Here is a 19915-nt window from a genome sequence, read left to right as displayed (position 1 = left end):
ACAGAATGCCGCAACTGCAGTGCAGTTGCGGCATCCCTATTCCCCGGCTTACGCCGGATCCCACCTCATCAGTCACGCTGCGCGTGACAGCTTCCCCTCAAGGGGAAGCCGCTGCGCGAGCGCCAACCTACTTCTTCACGAAGGTCCAGCGCTGGGCTGCGGAGCCGTTGGAGCTCCACATCTGGATGTTGGTGCCGTTCGTGGTGCCACCGCCGGCCGCGTCGATCACGAAGTTCTCGCGCAGCGCGGAGATCAGCGTGATAGAACCGTTGGCGTTCTTCTTCAGAATCCACTTCTGCGCCCACGATCCGTTGGAACCGTACTGCTGCACGTTCGCGCCCTCGGCCGTGGATGCACCGGAGATATCCAGCACCTTGCCCGAGGCCACGTTGGTCAGCGTCGCATAGCCCTTGGCGTCGATCGACACCTTCCAACGCTGCGCATTCGTGCCGTTGGCACCGTACAGCTGCACGTTCGCACCGTCGTCACGGGAGGCGCCCACCACGTCGAAGCGCATGGAATCCTTGGCCGTCGAGGCGATCTCATACGTGCCCTCGGCCACGTCGGACTTGTGTTCGGCGGCAAGCTCGTCGATGCGCGTACGCAGCGTCTTGGCCGCGGAGAACGACCAGCGCTGGGCCTTGGTGTCGTTCGAATCCCAGATCTGCACGTTCGCACCGTTCGCGGAGGAGCCGCCCGACACGTCGATCACCAGATTCGGGCTCAGCGCGGAGACCAGCTTGAACGCGCTGCCGGACTTCACGGCCACCCACTTCTGGGCGTACGTGCCGTTGGAGTCGTACTGCTGCACGTTCGCACCGTTGTTGGCCGAACCGCCGGACACGTCGAGCACCTTGCCGGAGTTGGCGTTCTTCAACGTCACGTAACCATCGTCGTCGTGCGTCACCTTCCAGATCTGCGCGTCGGTACCGTTGGAACCGTACAGCTGCACGTTCGCACCGTTGCCGGTCGAGCCGCCGGTGACGTCGAGCACCGCGGAATCCTTAAGCGCGGACGACACCGTGTACGTGCCGTTCTTCAGATCGTCGCGATGATCGTCGGCCAAACGGTCGAGCTTCTCACGCGGACTGGTGGCGTCGAGGAACTTCCAACGCTGGGCCAAGTTCACGCCGTCCTGCGTGAACGACCACAGCTGCAGCAGACTGCCGTTGCTGTTGTTCGCGCCGGGCACGTCGAGCGCCATGTTCTCCAGACCGTTGGCGGCCGGACGGATCGTGAACGAACCGTCGTCCGTCAGGTCGATCCGCCACTCGGTGCCATACGTGTCGGAACCCTCACGCTGCTGGATGCGCGAACCGTTGCCGGCACGCAGCGAGTAGGCCAGCGGCAGACGCGAACCCTGGTTCACGATCGTGTAGTTGCCGTTCTTCAGCGCGGTCACGCGATACTTCTGCGCGGCGGTGCCGTTGCGGTCGTACAGCTGCACGTTCGCGCGGGCCGCGGTGGAGCCGCCGGGAATGTCGAACACGCGCTCGCCGCCGTTCAGCGCGGTGGCGATGGCGTACGTGCCGGTGCCGATCGTGACGTTCACGTGCACGGTCACGCCCTGATCCCAACCGTCGATCGTGCCACGCACGTCGAAGGGGCCCACCTGCGCGTACTGCGACTTGGCGACGGCGTCCCACTTCACGTCGGCCTTGGCGGTCTTGCCGTCGGACCACGTGACCTCAACGGTCTTGGGCAGGGTCGGCGCCTTGCGGGCCGGCGTGCTCACGGCATCCGGGGCGGCAACGGCCACGATGTTCTTCCACTGCGCGTACAGCTGCACGTCGGCGGTCACCGCGGTGTTGAAATCGTAGGCGTCACGGCCTTCGGCATCCGTGGTCCAACCGGTGAACGTGTAGCCGGAACGGGTCGGATCGGCGGGCTTTTCGGCCTTCTTGCCCTCGGCCACCTTCTGCTCGGCGGTGGAAGAGCCGCCGCGCGAATCGAATCGCACGGTGTACGCGCGGACCAGCTTCGACGTGGCCTCGCCAAGCATGGCGGCCGCATCCTGGATCTGCTTGTCCGTGGCGTTCTGGTCGGCCAGCACCTTGCGCGCGTTCTCACGGGCGTCAGCGAGCGCCTTCCACGAGTCGGCGGTGTAGTCGTTCTCGTTGAGCTTGTCGGCGGCGTTGAGGCTGTTCTGCAGGCTGTTGCGGTCGCCGGGTTCGACGGTGATGTCGAACGTGGCGGTCTGCTTGCCGTTCTGCGAGCCGGCGGGCGCATAGGTGACGGTCACGGTCTTGGTGCCGACCGTGCTCATGTCGGGGCTGGAGACCGTGTACTCGGACGGGTCGAGCGCGCGCTGCGATCCGTCGGCGAGCTTGGCGGCCACGGCGAGACCGGTGGCGTCGAACGTGTCGCCCACGTGGTAGCTGGTCTTGGTCGGGTTCGCGGTGATGGCGAGTCCGGTCACGCCGGGCGTCCACTTGGCGTACAGGTCGAATACGCCGTTGGCCTGGTCGGTGAGGTTGCTCACCTTCTGGCCGTCGTCGAACGAGTCGCCGGTGCCGTCAGCCTTGGTGTTCCAGCCGTTGAAGGTCCAGCCGTCGCGCGTGAACGTGTTCTTGGTCAGTTCCGCGTCCTTGCCGTAGGCGAGCTTCTGGTCGTTGGTCTTCTCCGGGTTGGAGCCGTCGTTCGCGTGGAAGCGCACGGTGTAGGAGTTGGTGCCCCACTGTGCGTACAGCGTCGTGTCGCCGGTCACGGGCTTGGAGAAGTCGACCGCGTTCTTGCCTTCCTTGTCGCTGGTCCAGCCGGTGAACGAGTAGCCGGCGCGCACCGGGTCGGCGGGCTTGCTGATCGTGGAACCGTCCTTGACGGTGACGGACTGCATGGCGTCGCCGCCCTGCGTGTCGAAGGAGACGGTACGGTCGGCGATGATCTGCGTGAACGCCTTGAGCGACTGCAGCGCGTTGCCGTGATCGTCGAACAGCGCCTGGTTGTCCCAGCCGGACGCACCCCAGCTGTCGTACTCGGTGTTGTTCGGATCGTTGTCCTTCGAGTATTCGCTGGCCCAGCCGGTGCCGTAGTCGTTGGAGTACGTGCGGTTGATCTGCCAGTGGTTGGTGCCGGGCACGACGGCGATCCACGCGGGTTCCCAGTAGAACGCGCCGAGGCCCAGATCGGTGCCGTTGTCGGTTTCGGTGACGGTCTTCATGATGTCGTGGATCACGTCGGCCTGACCCTGAGCGCTGGCCGCGTAGTCGCTGACGCCACCGTCGGTGAGGTTGTTTGCGAATCCGTCGCTGTCGCTCGTGGTGAACGGCTGGCTGAATTCCATGACCGCGAACTTCTTCTTGTACGTTTCGGTGATGACCTTCTCGCTCTTGATGAGCGCGGCCATGCCGTCATGCGAGTCGGTGTTGTCGCTGCCGGCGGACCAGAACGGGTAGTAGGTCATGCCGAACACGTCGTAGTCGAGTCCGTACTTCTGGAAGTTGTCGGCGATCACGTTGATGGTCCACGAATCGGAATACATCATGTGCACGGCGATCTGCGTGCTCGGGGATTCCTTGCGGATCACCTTGGCGGCGGAGTTCATGAGTTCGACGAGCCTGCCCCAGTTGGGGTCCTTGTCGAAGCTGTAGCCGTTGCTGCACACGGTGACGCCGAGCAGACCGCAGTTGCTTTCGTTGCCGATCTGCACCATGCCGAGGTCCACGTTGTTGTCCTTCATGGCCTTCATGAATTCGGCGGTGTAGTCGGCCACGTCGGTCTTCAGCTGGTTGTAGTCATGGTTCTTCCACGCCTTGGGCGTGCGCCACGACGACGAATAGAAGTCGTTGTAGTGGATGTCGACGTTGACCTTGAGACCGTACTTGGTGGCCTCCTTGGCCATTTCGGTCACGTTCTTCAGGTCGTTGTTGCCGCCGCCATAGTAGCGGTTCTGCGAGTCCTTCGGATCGTTGAACAGGCGCAGACGCACCCAGTTCATGCCGTTGTCCTTGAGGATCTTGAACAGCGGCTCTTCCTTGCCTTCGAAGTTCTTAAAGCGCACGCCGGCCGCGTAGAGCGTCTGATAGCTGGAGACGTCGGCGCCGCGGATGGTGTCGTTCGTCACCGTGGGGATGGATTTCACGGATGCGGTCTCCTTGGAGGCGCCGGTGTCGGAACCGTCGGCGTACGGATCCTGTGCGGCGGGCACCAGATCAGCGTCGGACGGGTTCGCGGCGGCGAGCTGCGCGAACATCTTCAGGGACTGCAGCGGCTGGCCGAGATCGTCGAACAGCGCGGCGTCGTCCTGCTGGGAGGCGCCGCCGTTGTTCGCGTAATCCACGTAGTCGGCGGCGTACTTGCTCACCCAGCCGGTGCCGAACTCGTTGGCGGCGTTCCAGTTGGCGTCGGCATGCCACAGACCGGCCTTAACGGCGATCCACGTGGCGTCGCCGTAGAACACGCCCGCGCCGTTCGCATTATTCTTGGCGGAGACGATCGACTTGTACAGGCTGCGCATGTAGTCGGCCTGTGCCTGCGGACTGAGTGTCTTGCCGGCGGCGATCAGATCGTCGCCGCCCGTGGTGTTGGACTGACCGTCGGAATCATACTGGGTGAACGGGTAGAGCGTATCGAGCACGGCCATGGACTTGCCGTACTCCTCGGAAACCATCTTGCGGGTCTGCGCGAGGGCGGCGAGATCGTCGTACGCGGCGTACACCTTGGTGCCGAGCACGTCGTAGTCCACCTCGTAGTACTTGAGCATGTCCACGTACGTGGTGACCAGCACCGGGGTGACGGACGAGACGCCCACGGCGATCGTGGTGTTCTTGCTGTTGGCGGAGACGGCCTTGCTGGCCTCCTCGATGAGCGCTGCGATGGCCTCCCAGTTGTCCATGCCGAGGAAGCCGCCCTGCAGCGCCTTGTTGTCGTCGTAGTACGGGGAGCTGATCTCGCTGCCGATCGTGACCATGTCGGGGGTCACGCCGCCGGATTTGAGCGTGGCGAGCGACTGCTTGGTGTAGTCAGCCACCTTGGTCTTCAGGTCGTCCTTGGAGGTGGGCCAGCCCTTCGGCAGCTTCTGCACGGTCTTGGACGTGTAGAAGTCGGAGTAGAGGAACTGGATGTTCACCTTGAGACCGTTGGCCTGCGCCACCTTGGCGGTCTTCAGCGCATTGTCGAGTGTGGGGTTGCCGCCGCCGTAGGTGTTGCCTTTGGCGTCGGCGGGGTTCACGGCCACCTTGAGCAGCACATAGTTCACGCCGCTGGACTTGAGCAGCTGCATCAGGCCGGCGTCGTCGATCTCGTTGCCGTTGAAGTCGTGGAACTTCACGCCCGCGGTCTTCTCGGCCTGATACGAGGTGAGGTTCACACCGCGCACGGTGTCGGCGGTCATGGAGGAGACGCCGGTCACACTGGCCGGCAGCTTCGTCACGCCGGTATCGGTGCCTTCGTTCCATTCCTTGGGATAGTTGGGGTTCTCCGCGGTGGGTGACGCGGACGCCGGGGTCTGGGACGACTCCTCAAGAAGCTGCTGCTGCGCGGCCGCCGCGTTCTTTGCGGCTTCGGCCCGTTTGGCGGCGCTGGACGAGGCGTAATCCTGTCCGACGTTTGCAGTGGCATTCGACGCGGTGCCTGATGCGTCCGCAGCGGAGGCCATCGACGCCGGAACCAGCATCGACAGCGCCGCCACGGCAGCGCATACCGCAGCCAGGGGTTTCCTGCTCATTCTCTTCCTTCGTGTGTTCCTACTATTTCCTGATGCGGATTCATGCGCATGGATCCGCATGCACGACCGACGGAAGACTCCTCAATTGTCTTCACGTCGAACCGGTCGAACACCACGAATCTTACCATTCGGTAAGCATAAGAGCCGCCCCGATTTGCCAACGATTGCGCTTCTCTCCTCCCGTCTAAAGAGGGAGATGCCGGCAGGGAATGACATGGCAGAGTACATGCGCTTGTTCTCCCTCCCGGGGAGGGAGATGTCACGACGTATGTCGTGACAGAGGGAGGGCTTGAATCCTCAAAACCCACCTTTCCCGTCCGTGTTCTTGCCCCATCTTCTTCACCTTGAGGGGCCGAGCCGTACAGAAAACGCCAGCGACGTTTTCAGGCGAGGACGAGCCGACAGGCACACACCCATCCGCCTTCCCCTTGAGGGGAAGGTGTCAGCCGAAGGCTGACGGATGAGGTGACGCCGACGTAGTCGGCCAGCAACGCAGAATGCCGTAACTGCATTGCAGTTACGGCATTTCTTTTCCCCGGCTTACGCCGGATCCCACCTCATCAGTCACGCTGCGCGTGACAGCTTCCCCTCAAGGGGAAGCCGCTGCGCGGGGCTACTTCCTGTTGAAGGTCCAGCGCTGGGCGGCGGAATCGTTGGACGCCCACACCTGGATGTTGGTGCCGTTGCCGGTCGCACCTCCGGCGGCGTCGATCACGAAGTTCTCCTTGAGCGCGGAACGCAGCGTGATCGAACCGTCGCCGTTCTTCACGGCGATCCACTTCTGCGCCCAGCTGCCGTTGGAATCCCACTGCTGCACGTTCGCGCCGTTCGCAGTAGACGCGCCGGAGATGTCGAGCACCCTGCCGGAGTTCACGTTCGTCAACGTCACGTATCCGAGGGAATCATGCGACACCTTCCACGCCTGCGCATTCGTACCGTTCGACGCATACAGCTGCACATTTGCGCCGTTGTCGCGCGAGCCGCCGGCCACGTCGAAGCGCATCAACTTCTTCGCCGTCGACGCGATCTCGACCGTACCGTCCGCCACATCGGACTTGTGCTCGGCCGCGAGCGCGTTCAACTGGGTGCGCGCGGTCTTCACCGCGGTGAACGTCCAACGCTGCGCCTTGGAATTGTTCGACGAATAAACCTGCACGTTCGTGCCGTTCGCGGAGGATGCGCCGGTCACGTCGAGCACGATCTCGTCCTTGGCGTTCGCGGCGGAGCGGATCGTGTACGAACCGTCGGACTGTTTGATCACGACCCACTTCTGCGCGGTCGTGCCGTTGGAACCGTACTGCTGCACGTTCACGCCGGAGTTCGCCGTGCCGCCCGACACGTCGAGCACCTTGCCGGAGTTGGCGTTCGTGAACGTCACGTAGCCGCTGTCGTCATGCGACACCGTCCACGTCTGGGCGTCGGTGCCGTTGGAACCGTAGAGCTGCACATTCGCTCCGTTGTCGAATGACGCGCCGGTCACGTCGAGCACGGCAGAGTCCTTGAGCTTGGTCGACACCTTGTATGTGCCGTCCTTGATGTCGTCCTTGTGCTGCGCAGCGAGCGTGTTCAGCTTGTCACGGGACGTGGGCGCTTCGGCGATGGTCCACTGCTGGGCGGTGGTGCCGTTGCCATCGTAGATCTGCAGGCTGGTGCCGCTGGTCGTGGCGCCGCCGGGCAGGTCGATCGCACGGTTGGAACCGGATCCGATGAGCGAGAACGCGGCAGAGTTGCCGGCCACGTCGGTCGTGCCGTCGGCGCCCTCAGCCGTGCGCACGAGCCAGTGCTGGGCTGCGGAACCGTTGGAATCCCACTGCTGGATGGTGGAACCGTTGCCGGTGGATCCGTTGGCCACGTCGATGACTCGACCGGAGTTGACGTTGGTGATCGTGTACACGCCGTTGCCGACCTGCTTGAAACGGAACAGCTGTGCGTCGGTGCCGTTGTCGTCGTAAATCTGCAGGCGTGCACCGTTGCTGCCGGAGCCGCCGGACACGTCGATCACCTTGCTCTTGCCGGACTTATCGGACGCGGCGGCCACGGACTGGATTTTCACTGCCTTGGCTGTGAGCGTCTTGGTGGCGGACGCGATCAGGAACTTCTGCGCGTCGGTGCCGTTGGGCGTGTAGAGGTCGATCTTGGTGTGGTCGCTCGTGTTGCCGCCGGCGATGTCGAGCACCCAGTTGCCGAACGCGGACTGAAGGTAGTAGCCGGTGCCGGAGTTGCGGATGAACCAGCGTTGGGCGGTGCTGCCGTTGGGCGTGAACTGCTGGACCTTCGTGCCGTTGGACGCGCTGCCGTTCGCCACGTCGAGCGCCTTGCCGGAGTTGACGTTGGTGATCACGTAGCTGCCGTCGGACTGCTTGACGAACTTGAAACGCTGGGCGGTGGAGTTGTTGTAGGAGTACAGCTGGAGCTGTGTGCCGTCGGAGGTGCTGTAGTCGGGCACGTCGAGGCTGGCGGAGTCACGCGATTTCGCGTTGATGTAGTAGACGCCGTCGGGGATGGAGACCTTGGCGAGGGTGTCGATCTGCGGGACGAGCAGTTTCTGCACCTTGCTGCGGATGTCGTCCATGCGGTCCCACATCTTCTGGCCCGGGCAGGCGGTGTTGTTGGCGCTGTCGGACTGGTGGGACTTGTCGCCGTGGCCGGTGATGCGCGGCTGGGTGCCCTTGTATTCGAACGTGTCCTTGGCGTTCGTGATGCCGAGCGCGTTGAACTCCCAGGCGATGGCGGCGGATACCGAGTTGATGGCGGCCTCGGAGGGGGCCTGGGTGGTGAAGTCGCCGAGCACGACCACGCCGAACGTGGCCGAGTTGAAGCCGCGGGAGTGGGCGCCGATCGCCTCGCTGGCGGGGACGACCTGATTGTCCACGCCTTCGTCGCGGCCTTCCCAGATGCCGCCGTACTTGTCGACGAGGAGGTTGTAGCCGATGTCGCCCCAGCCGTTGGACGTGTTGTGGTACACGTAGATGCCGTTGATGAGGGCGGGAACCTCGGCCTGCGTGTAGTTGTTGGCGGGCTGGTAGGTGTGGTGGACCACGGCGCCCTGCCAGTGGCCGCTGTTGTCGGGCTTCCACTGGCGGGCCGGGTTGCCGGACTGCCACCACTCTTCGCGGGTGTGGATGCGGCCGGCGGAGGTGATGGCGTCGGCGGCGGTGCGGACGGAGGGGGTGGAGGTTGTGGTGGCGGAAGCAGTGGAGGTGGCGCTGGTCGCTTGCGGCTGCGATTGCGCCGAGGCGCTTGCGGTATCGCTATCCACAGAGTTTTCCGTGTTATTCACTGTCGTGGTGGATGAGGCGGTTGCGGAGGTGTGAGTCGTGGAGGAATCCGCATACTTATCCCCGTTGTTCACACTCTTGTTCGCATTCGTGCTGGTATCGGCACTGGTCTTTGCGGTGCCTTCGGCGGAATAGCCGGGATCGACGGTGATGAACTTCGCCTCGGTGATCGTCTGCCCGGCGACCGGGGTCAGGCGGGCCTCGGCTTCGGTGGCCAGACCCACGTAGTACGCGGGGCTGGAGCCCATCTTGCCCAGATCGTCGTCGACCGACGGCAGGGTCTGCCATTCGCTCCACGCGTTGTCCTTGAAGTAACGCAGTTCGAGCTTCGGGGCCTTGGACGTGTCGGTCATGTCCTGCTGCTTCCAGGTCACGCCCACCGTGGCCAGACCGTTGAGGTCGGCCGCGGCGATCAGGGTGTTGGGCTCGGTGCCGTCGGCAAGCCCGTCGGACTTGGAGCCATCCCCTTCGGAACCATTGGAACCATTGGGCTGAGCGCCGTCCGCCTGGGCGTCCCCGGATTCATCCCCCTCATCACTCTGCGCATCCAACCCGTAGGTGGACGCGTCTGAGGCCGTTACGAACGACTCTTCCGCGGTCTGCGGAGCATGCGTCTTCTCGACCTTCGCCGGACCGTCCACAGAGGTGTCGGTCACCGCGGATGCGATGCCGGAATCACTCTGCGACGCGGACGAGGAAGCCTGCGCGGAATTGGCCGCAGCTGTCGAAGCGACGGTCGCCGAATTGGACGTGGAAGCAGCGGAAGCCGCTCCTCCAGCAACCGTGGAACCATCGGCCGGCGCAGCCACGGCCGCGCCCACCGGCATCAGCATCGCTGTCGCGGTCACTCCCCCGACTACTGCCTTCACGATCCGGGACCACATACCCATATTCCACCCACTTCCTTCTAGGCACACGTAATTTCGAACTTACCCGCACCTCGGGTCACGTTTTCCTGAACGTACGCTGTATGCCGCCGCGCAGCAGTTCGGGAAGAATCCAAGCTAACCATCGTTTTGGAGGTCCTTGGAACATTGCACCCGGACCTATCCCCCATTGTGGAGGTCCTTGCCAAAGTACACACACGCCCCAGCCCTATCCATCCAGACAGTTTCGAGCCTAAAACTAGCAAAATCCAACACAAACACCGACACTGCTACTTGCACAAGGACCTCCATATCGGCGGTTAGATCCCCGCACCCCCTCAGATCAACCCCACAACTCGAAGATAGCCCACAACTCAAGCGCCCCGCCACGCGAGCACGCAGAATATAGGTCGGCAAACCTCCGGAACACCGAGATAATCGTCGCGTACTCCCTTGCCCGGAGATTGGAATGAAATGGAAGGTGCCTGCACGAGGTATCTCGTGCAGGCACCGCATCATAGGAATTCTGCAAATAACCGCCAGTTCTCCTCGTCAGTCCTCATCCAGCTCCGCGAGGCTCAGGCCTCGGGTCTCACGAGCGGTAAAGGCGGAGATCGCAGCGGCGACCATGCACACGGCGATAAAGATACCCACCGGCACCCAGCCCATAGGACCGGGCTTGACCAGTGCGGCGGCGATCGTGGGCGCAAATCCAACCACGATCAGGCCCAGCTGGGTGCCCACCGCGTAACCGGTATAACGCACTCGAGACGGGAACATCTCCGTGTACATCGGCGCCTGCACGATGTTGCCTGCAGAACCCAGGATCTGCAGCAACGCCAGAACACCCAAGATCAATGCCCAGTTATGCGTATGCATAACCGCGAACAGCACGGGGAATAGCACTGCCAGGCTTAGCACCGACAGAATGAACACCGGGCGACGACCAACCTTGTCGCTCACCCACGCCCACATCAAACTGATCGGGATGACGGCAAGACCGAGAATCGAAGTAAATCCCAAGTATTTCGCCGATTCCAGCCCGGCGTACTGCGTGGCATAGGTGAGTCCAAACACGCTGGACATGGATCCCATCAACGCATACAGAGAACAGACGATCACGCGAAGTAGGTTCTTCCAGTGGTAGCGCAGCACCTCGGCCAAAGGAGCGGCATCCTTCTTGCCCGACGAGGTACCAGCACCATCCTTAGAGACGGTATCGCTTTCACGCAGAGCCTTCTGCTCGGCGAAGACCTTCGGCTCCTTTACCTGAGAACGAATCCACAGCGTGAACAGCATGAGCGGACCGGCGATCAGGAACGGGATACGCCAACCAAATCCAAGCAGGAAATCCTCACCCTGAGCAGTGATCGGCACAAATGCCACGGATCCAAGCATCGTGCCCACAGCCACGCCGATCATGGTCCAGCCGGTGAACACTCCACGCTTCTCTTTCGGAGCATTCTCGGAACTCAGTGAATTCGAACCCGCCTGCTCACCACCAGCAGACAGTCCCTGTGCCAGTCGCAGCACGACCAGCAAGATCGGCGCGGCAATGCCGATGGTCTTCGCGGTAGGGAGGCAACCGACCAAGAAGGTTGCGGTTCCCATAAGCAGCAACGTAACGATCAGTGTATGGGTGCGACCAATACGATCGCCCAATGTACCGAAGATAATCGCGCCGAGCGGTCGTGCAATATAGGCGACGCCGAATGTGGCGAACGATGCGATAGTGCCACCGACCGCTCCGAATCCAGCGAAGAACACCTTGTTGAAGACCAACGCCGAAGCGGTGGCGAAACACACGAAGTCAAAGTATTCGATCGTGGAGCCGAAGAAGCCGGAGACTGCCGCAAGTCGCGCGTTCTTGCGGTCTTCAGCCGACATTGCGGCTTCGGAATCCTGAGCCTGCGACAGGCTTACTGTTGTCGCCGTATTCTGCGACGGTGTGATTTGAGACATTGCCCTATTCCTCCTTGAATTGGCAAGATGACTTTGGCATACGCGGAATGATGCTGCCGCTGTGCAGCACATCCACACATAGAAATGGAAAACGACGAAATACTGGTAGCCGTCAGTTATCAGAATTCAGACTTCCTGCGGGGTGTACTCCAACGGAGCAGAACCTTCCGCACAACGGCGCCAAAGTTCCGCTTCGACATTGTGAAGCAGACGACGCCCATGCGCTTCGAGGTATCCCGCGGCTTGCAGCCGATCATCGACCTCGTCGCAGGCACGTTGATATGACTCGCAGGTCGGGTACAGTGCCTTAACCTGCGCGGCATCGCACAAGGTCATGGTGCCGCTAACCCCCTGCTCGAGAGCCGCCGGATGAAAATCGGCGATGGGATGCTGCAGCATCCCGAGTCGAATGCCCCCGGCACGATTGCCTCGCGCATCGTTCACGAACTGGCGACCGCCGGAGACGGAGGCACCAGAATCGTTCTGGACATCAATACGACCATCAGGCCACGTCTGCGTATCAAAATACACACTGTCCGGCGCAGGAATGCCTTGATCAATCCAACGAACAATCGCATTCATGGCCGCCGTGATCACGGGTTCCACCGGCAACGTAATCAACGACCGCAGCCATTCCTCGTTACGATTGCGTGGCAGTCGACAGGCCTTACGGATTTCGGAATCACACGGAATCACCCGCGAGCGCGCATCGGAATGCGGCGCTCCGGCAACATGCCAGTGGCGACGTTTTGGACCGTCTCCGAGCATGAACGCCTCGGCTCCGCTACCGAGCCCGGCGAACAGATGCGTGTCTGCTTCGGTCGTAATGGTAATTACCGGCGCATCTATCTGAGCCGGCGGCAGAAGCCGGGGGATGAATGTGGCCTTGACGCCGGAGTGCACCACAGTGGCTGATTCAGGATCCGAGTCGGAGAGCTGCATCTGACGCAGTTCACGGCAAAGCACCGATCCGGCACCGGGAAGATACCCGTCAAAGATCCGTTCTCCGCTCGGCCCCGTTAGCAGTGCGTCAAAGTACGTCAGATACGTGTTGGCGTATACGGCCGACTGCGACTGCCCCATCATGACTACATGGTTTGGTGCCGGGAATGACAATCCCGAACGCACCCATGCACCAGCCTGAGCGAGAATGTCCCAGGCCAAGCCTTCCTCACTGTCCGGAATGATCTGGAATGGGTTCCAGCCCGGTTCGGCATGCAGTCCCGGCAGTTTTCCGCCCCATGTCACCCGAGCATAGCGGTTGCCGTCAAAGTTGTGCAGCGCATCCGCGTTGATGGGCTTACTGGTCACGCCCACGTAGCAATCACGCTGGGCAATGATGTAATCCCATGCGCGTCGCCAGTCATCCTCAATGTCGTATCCCTGTGATGCGTTGAGTATGCTCAACCATGCGTTCTGCGGCGCTTCTTCCGCCGGCCTACGGACCAGCACACGAGTGACGTAGTGCGTGGGCTGACCGTCCGGAATCGCATTACCGACTTCGGAAGCGGAACCATCATCTATGCGTTCCGAATATGTATCGGCATCGCCTTCGAGAAGGTACTCCTCCTCCACGTACCCATACTCGCTGAGATCCAACGGGTCGTTCGCATGAACCATGGTGCTGAACGGATAGCTGTCGGCATTGACCGGTAACGGCCCCTGCACTTGCGGAATATGTTGTCGAATCTGTTGCATCATGCACAGCCCTTCCTGTAATGCTCATCGCCTCGCTGCGATTGGCTTCATCCTACGAGGCGATTGCAGTAGCAGAATGGGGTGAACATGCATGATTGACGATCAGAACGCTCATGCATTTGCGTGACCATGTACTAGTACCGCAAGCCATTGCTGCGGTCAGGAAAGAATGCCAAGTTCACGGGCACGTGCCACTGCGGCCGTACTGCTATGGACTCCCAGCTTGTTCAGCAGATTGGTCCGATGAGTGCGCACCGTATTCACGCTGATATACAGGTGTTCGGCAATTTCCCGAGCCGTCATGCCAGCACCGATCAGACGAAGAACGGACAGTTCGCGTTCCGAAAATTCGGGCACTTCTTCGGCAAGGGCCAAGTCACCGCTCTGTGAACCGTCATCAATCCTTTTGGCGATGTTCTCATCGTCATGATTGACATGCCTTGATTCGCCGCCATACGGCAGTTCTCGCATCCACCGACGAACCGACTGCCCATCGGATTGATAGATGGTCGCATACTCGGCGTCATCAAAGGAAAGCGCAGCGATCTGCGCCAATAGTCGCAATCTCGTATGATCGTTGGCGGTAAACGGATTGTGTAAGGTCCAGTTTCCCAACCAGATAGCGCCTACGACGTCGTCCCCGCCGTCCTGCCGCCGTACTCGCATAGGCATGCCCAACACGCTGTTATGACGGATTCCCATGGATTCCGTAGCAAGGAATCGTCGGCCGTTGTCATCATCGTCTACGGTGAAGAGCTGCATAATCTCGTCAGGAGTTCTCAGCCAGAATTCCTGCTGAACCCGCTGCGCCATTTCGCTGTCGGCGTCGATGATCATCGTGCCAGGAAAATGCGGATACCCGTACACTCCCAATACGGCGTACCCACCCACGCCATGCACGCGCACGCTTATCGTTACGCCATCGGCAGACGATATCAGCTGATGTGCAAGAATGCTGACGTATCGGGCAATATCACGAGCATCGGCCTGATGATGCAGATATGTGCTGGCCTCCACCAAACGTTCCGCAAGAGAAGCAGATGAGATACCCGTGGGACGAGAGGTCCGGGATGGATTCCTCTGGCTGGAATCGGCACTGGGAACAACACGATGATCCTTCTGCATATGACAATCAGCCTCCCATTCGACAGTTTCTGACCATTACGATAGCGCACCGACTCCGGGATTCGGGAATGACGTATGGGGAAAGGAGTGCGAAGCGAAACTACACTGGGAGCGGATCTGGCGACGGATGGAGGGCCGGGAAAATGCGGATTCTGGAACAGCGGACGCTGGGCAAGCGGGCGGACGCTCGGCTCAATGAAGACGGCTTGTATATTGGCGAAATAACGCCGGGAACCGGAAACATTACCGGCAAGGACGGCATCCGCGCCGGGAACAATGGATTCGCGGCCGTGGTGGATGGGGTGACAAGCAAAAGCACCACAGGAATCTGGCATCCGTCGCCGGGCGTGGTGGCGAAGGACGCGATCCTGGAAGCGTTGCGCGCGGCACCCAGAGACACTGACATGCGCGGCATGCAGAGGCTGATCGATGAAGCGCTGCGCGCAGAGTACGCCCGGTGCCGGGAAACCTTGGACGGGCGGGACTTCCCTGCCGAAGAGACGACCGAAGCACAAGGCGAAACGGCAACGGGCGCGAGCACCAGCCCAGTCACCTCAACCGCCACGGGCCGCTCGAACGCCGCAGTCGAATCGCCCACCACAGTCGGGCAGAGCTCCGAAGCCAAGCTCGCATATTTCCGCGATCACCCCAACGACCGCCTGCAGGCCAATGCGGTGATCTACTCGGAGGCCTTGCATGAGATCTGGCTGTTCGGGGATTGCCAGGCGATGGTCAATGGGCGCACGATTCCCACGACTAAGCGCGTGGATCTACTGCTGGGCGAACTGCGGAGTTTCGCTTGGCAGGCGTTGGAATTGCAGCGATCGCAACAGACCGAGCCGGGAAAGCGCGGGGCTGATGCAGCCGGTGAGGATAACAGTATCAGTGCCGAAGCAAAAACAGGCGCACGACCAGAACGCTCCGGCATGAACGCCGACGCGCAGACCGAGTTCAGCACGCATGTCGGCCTCAATATTGGTCTCGGTGCGAACAACGACGACGCCACCGAGCGCAGCCTCAATCCCAGCAGGGAGCCTAACAACGACCTTGCTGACGCCACTACCGGCAACCCCACTGATAGCCCCGCCGACGGAGCCGTGTCCCCGGATCCCGCCCGGGAGATGATCATGCCGTTCCTGCGGCTGCAGTCGCGGTTCGCGAATCGTCGAGGAGAGTACGGATACTTCGTCTTCGATGGGTTCACCGACCCGAAGTATCCGATTCGCACGATTTCCATACGCCCGGGTGACGAGGTGGTGTTGGCGAGCGACGGGTACCCGAAGCTTTGCCCCACGTTGGCCGAGTCGGAACGGGAGCTGGAACGACTGCGGCGCGAGGACCCGCATCTGGTGTGCGAATTCCGCACGACCAAGGGCTTCACGCCAAGCTTGGAGTCCTTTGACGACCGCACCTATATCCGGTTCGTGGCGTAATACCTCAGATTGTCCATCATCGCAGGGGTTTCACGCACGTATGGTCCCGCCCTCACAGTGTTCGCTATCGGTTGATGTTCGGTTTTTCTGGTGACATGCCCGGTAAATGCGATGGTCTGAGGAGAAAGCGGCTCACAAATCGAAGATACCCAAAATGTACCTGCGGAATTTCAACGCTCAATATCGGGTATCTTCGTTTTGTGCGTCGCCTATTCCCGAGACCTCAAGCGCAAGCGCACATTCCCGAGCATTACAACACAAAAGCCGATCAAAAACCGCACATGACCGCCGAGTAACGGCCTAGACACTGCGCCAAGTCCGACTTCAGCCCCGTGAATCGAACGTAGCGCCTATATTCCGGGCCTAGCCTCATAGACGCAGACACACGGAATGCCATTGCCCCGCCCCGCCGGGGAAAACAGCATCCCATTGCGCCCCTCGAACAGGCACGGGCCGAACCGGAGGTCCTTAACACGACATTGCATTAAAGCCACCACGGCGCACCCAATCCCTTCAACCATGCCACCTACGAAAAAGGCCTCCCGCGGGGTTTCCGCGGGAGGCCTTTACAAGGGCGAATTTGCGATCTCGCCTAACTGTGCGCCCGACCGTGTCTTGTGGACCGGTAGCGTTTCAGCGGCTCTGATCAAAAGGCCGAAGCCTTACAGATTGAGTCAGATCCTTGCGTTATCGAGCTCAGCGAGCGTCGTTCTGCAGGTCGGCCAGGGTGTCGGCGATAGCCTTGCCGGCAACCGGGTTGGCAGCCAGGGTGGAAGCGCCGTAGAGGGCCATGCCGCGCAGAATGCTCTTCTTGATGTTCATGATGTTCTCCTTGTTGTTGAAGTATTGATCGGTTTTGTATTCAGTTGTAAGTCTTGGGTGCCCTGCGGTCGTCGGTTATCTATCCGCGACCCGTCGGGGTCTTTGCGCTCAGCGGGATTCGCGAGCCAGATCGATGACCGTCTGGTTCAGATCCTTGCTGTAGGAGCCGGCCATCACGGAAGTTCCGTACAGAGCCAGGCCGCGCATCATGCTGTTCTTGATGTTCATTGCTGTTCCCTTTTCTGTGTTTGTTGCCTGCCTTGTTTGGCTGACATGATTAACCATAGATCACCCGCGCAATTTGCGCAAGCGCTGGCGCAAAGAAACCTACCAAGTGGTTGGTATTCCACCGTTTTGTCGGCGTGTCGTTTTCTACGATCACCTTTCCTTGATATTGCAACGATTTGAAGAACCTGTGTTCACACTCACCCTTTCGTCACCGGATCATCAGTCAGCATTCAGCGCACACAGGCGACGTCTCAAGCACACCAACAAAGACAGCGTTACCGCACCCACGACGCAGCAGTCGCACGGCGCAATCAGGCCGCACAGCGCCATCACGACTTGTTTCGCATTCGCAACGGAACGTAATCGAACAACACCATACGGGTACGTTTCAGACCAGACCAGATACGCAACGTAACCGAACCGCATTGCACGAGTACGATCCACATCACGCTCGCAACGAAACGTAACTGAATCATGCCGCACAGGTACGATCCATTTCACACCCACAACGCAACGTAATCGGACCACGCCGCACGGGCACGTTTCAGACCAAACCAGATACGAAACGTAATCGAACCATGCCATACGAGTACGATCCGCTTCATATCCACAACAAAACGTAACCAAGCAACGCCGCACGTGCTCCTCCGATAGTCGTCGCACCGTGGCGATTCCCGGCAAAACACGCCACAATCATCCGCAATGTTGATTGTCCGCCAATGCCCCCGACGATAAGATGAATGAAGATCAGCGAAGAGGCTGACGAAGGGATATGGGCACCAATTCGCAAGGAGGTTCGCCGATGTCTGCTCACCATGATTCCGTTCACAACGACTCAGTCCACAACGATCCAGTCCGCAACGACCCCGTCCACGACAACGAAAACAAGGAATCCACTACCCCAACGCAGGAAAGTGCGCCAAGCAACGGATCCACCACCCCCGGCAAGGTCATCTCACTGGGCGAGGTGGCGGTCAACCTGATCATGGGCGTCAACACCATCCCGCAGCCGGGCGGCTTCTCCTACGCGGAGAACGCGGGCACCGGCATCGGCGGCAGCTTCTCCACGCTGCAGGCGTCCGCGCGCATGGGGGTGCGCACCGAGCACGCCGGCATCATCGGCAACGGACCGTGGGCCGCCATGATCCGCAAGGCATTCGATGACGAAGGCATCGTGCACACCGGCCAGGACCGCCTCGACGAGGATTCCGGCCTGCGAGTGCTGCTCAGCGACGGCGGCCCGCGCAAGACGCTCATCGCCAAGTTCGGCGCGGAAGCGCACGGCACGTTCGACTCGTTCGACGAGATCAGCCCCGAAAGCAACGACGTGCTGCACATCAGCGGCAATACGCTCACCAACCGCACCGCAAGCGCCGTGTTCGCGTTCATGCGTCGCGAAGACGAGCATTGGAGCGATTACGGCGGATTCGACGAGCACGGCAATCCGCGCGGGCACAGGTACACGATCGTGATCAACCCGTCGGGTGCGGTGATCGGGCATGTGAACGAACAGCTCATCGAGACGCTGGTGCTCGACCGGCCGATCTGGACGTGCAACAAGCGTGAGGCGCGAGCGGTGGCGCTGCGCCTGGGTATTCCGATCACCGACCCGGAGCCGGTGATGGTCAACGGCAGCACCGAGGCGACCATGCCGGAGCTGATCGAGGGGCTGGGCGAAGTGCTCAAGGCCCCGGTGATCATCCGCACCGGCGCGGGCGGCGCGTGGCTGTGGGAGCCGGATTACGCGGGCAGCTCCGAGGGCTCGATCACGCACCTGCCCGGATACGCGACCAAGGCCACGCACACGCAGTCGGCCGGCGGATGCCATACCGGCGTGCTGTGTGCGATGCTGGCCCGCGGGGTCGATCTCGAGGAGGCGGTGGAGGTGGCCAACGCGGCGTCGTCGATTGCGGTGTCGCGTTCCGACACCGTCACCGGCGAGCCGAGCTGCCCGACGCTGTCGGAGGCGAAGCTGCTGATCGCACAGCAGATGGAGCTGGCGCGGGAGTAGCGGAGCTGGGAGACGCGAAGAGTCGCGGGAACGGGACCGAACGCGGCGGACCATTGCGAAACGGCCCCGCTCCATTGTGAAACGGGGCCGAACGCGGCGGAACGTGATATCAGCAGATCGTCGCGGAACACGGCAACAGCACAAAAACGTCTCACGCGACACGCCGAAAGGACGTTGAAATCGCAACGAATCCACCCCACGTTTTTGCGTTCTCCGGAAAGCATGTTATTCTTTTCAAGTTGCCTGACTGAGCAAATCTCACGAGTTCAGGATGGTAACGCTGGAGAATTCGCCTAGTGGTCTATGGCGCACGCTTGGAAAGCGTGTTGGGTGAATAGCCCTCACGAGTTCGAATCTCGTATTCTCCGCCATCAGGGATTCCGGTTTACCGGAATCCCTTTTTTCGTTTCCGCGCACCTTCGCATCGGCCTATAGGAACAAAAGTGTTGCTTTAGCCTTCGGTTTCTAGTCGGTTTGGTTCCATTCGGTGTGGGTGTGGAACTCGTTCCAGTCGACGCCTGTGCCGTATTGCGGAGATCCGTCGTCGCCGCTGTCATCCGGTCGTGCCGCCCGGCGCAGGGGTTTCCAGTGTTCGGGCCTGATCAGCGATTTGGGATCCGGGGAACCGCTTTTCATGTAGCACACCCATTCGCAGGCGCGTCTCATGTGCTCCTCGGGCAGTCCGTGGTGGTCGAGGAGCACGTGCTTGAGCGGCGAGTTGACGCCGCCCTCGAGACGGTTCGTGGTGCGCGCCACGGGGCCTGCGGCGGTCAGCGATGGCTCGAGGAACGCGAACAGTTTGCCCTCGCGGAACAGCTTCTCCAACC

At 61.1% G+C, this 19915-nt stretch carries 8 protein-coding genes, 1 tRNA gene and 1 pseudogene; 3 read left to right on the top strand and 7 right to left on the bottom strand.

All coding sequences use genetic code 11. The features are described from left to right. Positions 1-127: 127 nt before the first annotated feature. The 5 genes from Tam10B_RS10275 to Tam10B_RS10255 form a co-directional block, all read right to left on the bottom strand. Positions 128-5665, bottom strand: coding sequence for a glycosyl hydrolase 53 family protein (locus Tam10B_RS10275; RefSeq protein ID WP_198947590.1), 5538 nt, complete (start codon positions 5663-5665; stop codon positions 128-130). A gap of 613 nt (positions 5666-6278) precedes the next feature. After that, the gene (locus tag Tam10B_RS10270) at positions 6279-9833 is read right to left on the bottom strand and encodes an RICIN domain-containing protein (RefSeq protein WP_093961153.1); all 3555 of its coding nucleotides are present in this window, start codon (positions 9831-9833) and stop codon (positions 6279-6281) included. Positions 9834-10361: 528 nt separating this feature from the next. After that, positions 10362-11771, bottom strand: a complete 1410-nt coding sequence (locus Tam10B_RS10265; RefSeq protein ID WP_158214203.1) for an MFS transporter — start codon at positions 11769-11771, stop codon at positions 10362-10364. Positions 11772-11897: 126 nt separating this feature from the next. Then, positions 11898-13472, bottom strand: a complete 1575-nt coding sequence (locus Tam10B_RS10260) for an alpha/beta hydrolase domain-containing protein (RefSeq protein WP_093961151.1) — start codon at positions 13470-13472, stop codon at positions 11898-11900. Positions 13473-13628: 156 nt separating this feature from the next. Continuing rightward, positions 13629-14594, bottom strand: coding sequence for a helix-turn-helix transcriptional regulator (locus Tam10B_RS10255; RefSeq protein WP_093961150.1), 966 nt, complete (start codon positions 14592-14594; stop codon positions 13629-13631). Between the two features lie 143 nt (positions 14595-14737). Here Tam10B_RS10255 and Tam10B_RS13420 point away from each other — a divergent pair, with 143 nt between their 5' ends. Further along, positions 14738-16027 carry a hypothetical protein gene (locus tag Tam10B_RS13420; RefSeq protein ID WP_198947592.1) on the top strand — a complete coding sequence of 430 codons (1290 nt, stop codon included), beginning with the start codon at positions 14738-14740 and terminating at the stop codon, positions 16025-16027. 696 nt (positions 16028-16723) lie between these two features. Here the strand turns inward: Tam10B_RS13420 and Tam10B_RS13750 are convergent. After that, a complete protein-coding gene (locus Tam10B_RS13750) occupies positions 16724-16849 on the bottom strand; it encodes a hypothetical protein (protein ID WP_269843602.1) in 126 nt (41 codons plus the stop codon). A 1030-nt stretch (positions 16850-17879) separates the two neighbouring features. Between Tam10B_RS13750 and Tam10B_RS10245 the strand changes: the two genes are divergently transcribed. Both Tam10B_RS10245 and Tam10B_RS10240 read left to right on the top strand, forming a co-directional pair. After that, complete coding sequence (locus Tam10B_RS10245; protein ID WP_158214202.1) at positions 17880-19088, top strand: PfkB family carbohydrate kinase; 1209 nt, start codon at positions 17880-17882, stop codon at positions 19086-19088. 282 nt (positions 19089-19370) lie between these two features. Next, positions 19371-19459 (top strand) — tRNA-Ser (locus Tam10B_RS10240). A 94-nt stretch (positions 19460-19553) separates the two neighbouring features. Here Tam10B_RS10240 and Tam10B_RS10235 read toward each other — a convergent pair. Next, positions 19554-19915 (bottom strand): annotated as a pseudogene (locus Tam10B_RS10235) (IS256-like element ISBibr1 family transposase); the annotation flags it as partial.

Origin of the sequence: Bifidobacterium vansinderenii (assembly GCF_002234915.1) — a bacterium.
In the GTDB taxonomy this organism is placed as follows: Bacteria; Actinomycetota; Actinomycetes; order Actinomycetales; family Bifidobacteriaceae; genus Galliscardovia; species Galliscardovia vansinderenii.
The sequence above is the reverse complement of the archived record's forward strand: the minus strand, read 5'-3'. Positions and strand labels throughout refer to the sequence as shown.

Excerpts from the sequence above, each read along its gene's own strand:
- Tam10B_RS13750 (WP_269843602.1), bottom strand. The coding sequence starts at position 16,849 with ATGAACATCAAGAAGAGCATTCTGCGCGGCATGGCCCTCTACGGCGCT.
- Tam10B_RS10255 (WP_093961150.1), bottom strand. The coding sequence starts at position 14,594 with ATGCAGAAGGATCATCGTGTTGTTCCCAGTGCCGATTCCAGCCAGAGG.
- Tam10B_RS10270 (WP_093961153.1), bottom strand. The coding sequence starts at position 9,833 with ATGGGTATGTGGTCCCGGATCGTGAAGGCAGTAGTCGGGGGAGTGACC.
- Tam10B_RS10265 (WP_158214203.1), bottom strand. The coding sequence starts at position 11,771 with ATGTCTCAAATCACACCGTCGCAGAATACGGCGACAACAGTAAGCCTG.
- Tam10B_RS10245 (WP_158214202.1), top strand. The coding sequence starts at position 17,880 with ATGTCTGCTCACCATGATTCCGTTCACAACGACTCAGTCCACAACGAT.
- Tam10B_RS10275 (WP_198947590.1), bottom strand. The coding sequence starts at position 5,665 with ATGAGCAGGAAACCCCTGGCTGCGGTATGCGCTGCCGTGGCGGCGCTG.
- Tam10B_RS13420 (WP_198947592.1), top strand. The coding sequence starts at position 14,738 with ATGCGGATTCTGGAACAGCGGACGCTGGGCAAGCGGGCGGACGCTCGG.
- Tam10B_RS10260 (WP_093961151.1), bottom strand. The coding sequence starts at position 13,472 with ATGATGCAACAGATTCGACAACATATTCCGCAAGTGCAGGGGCCGTTA.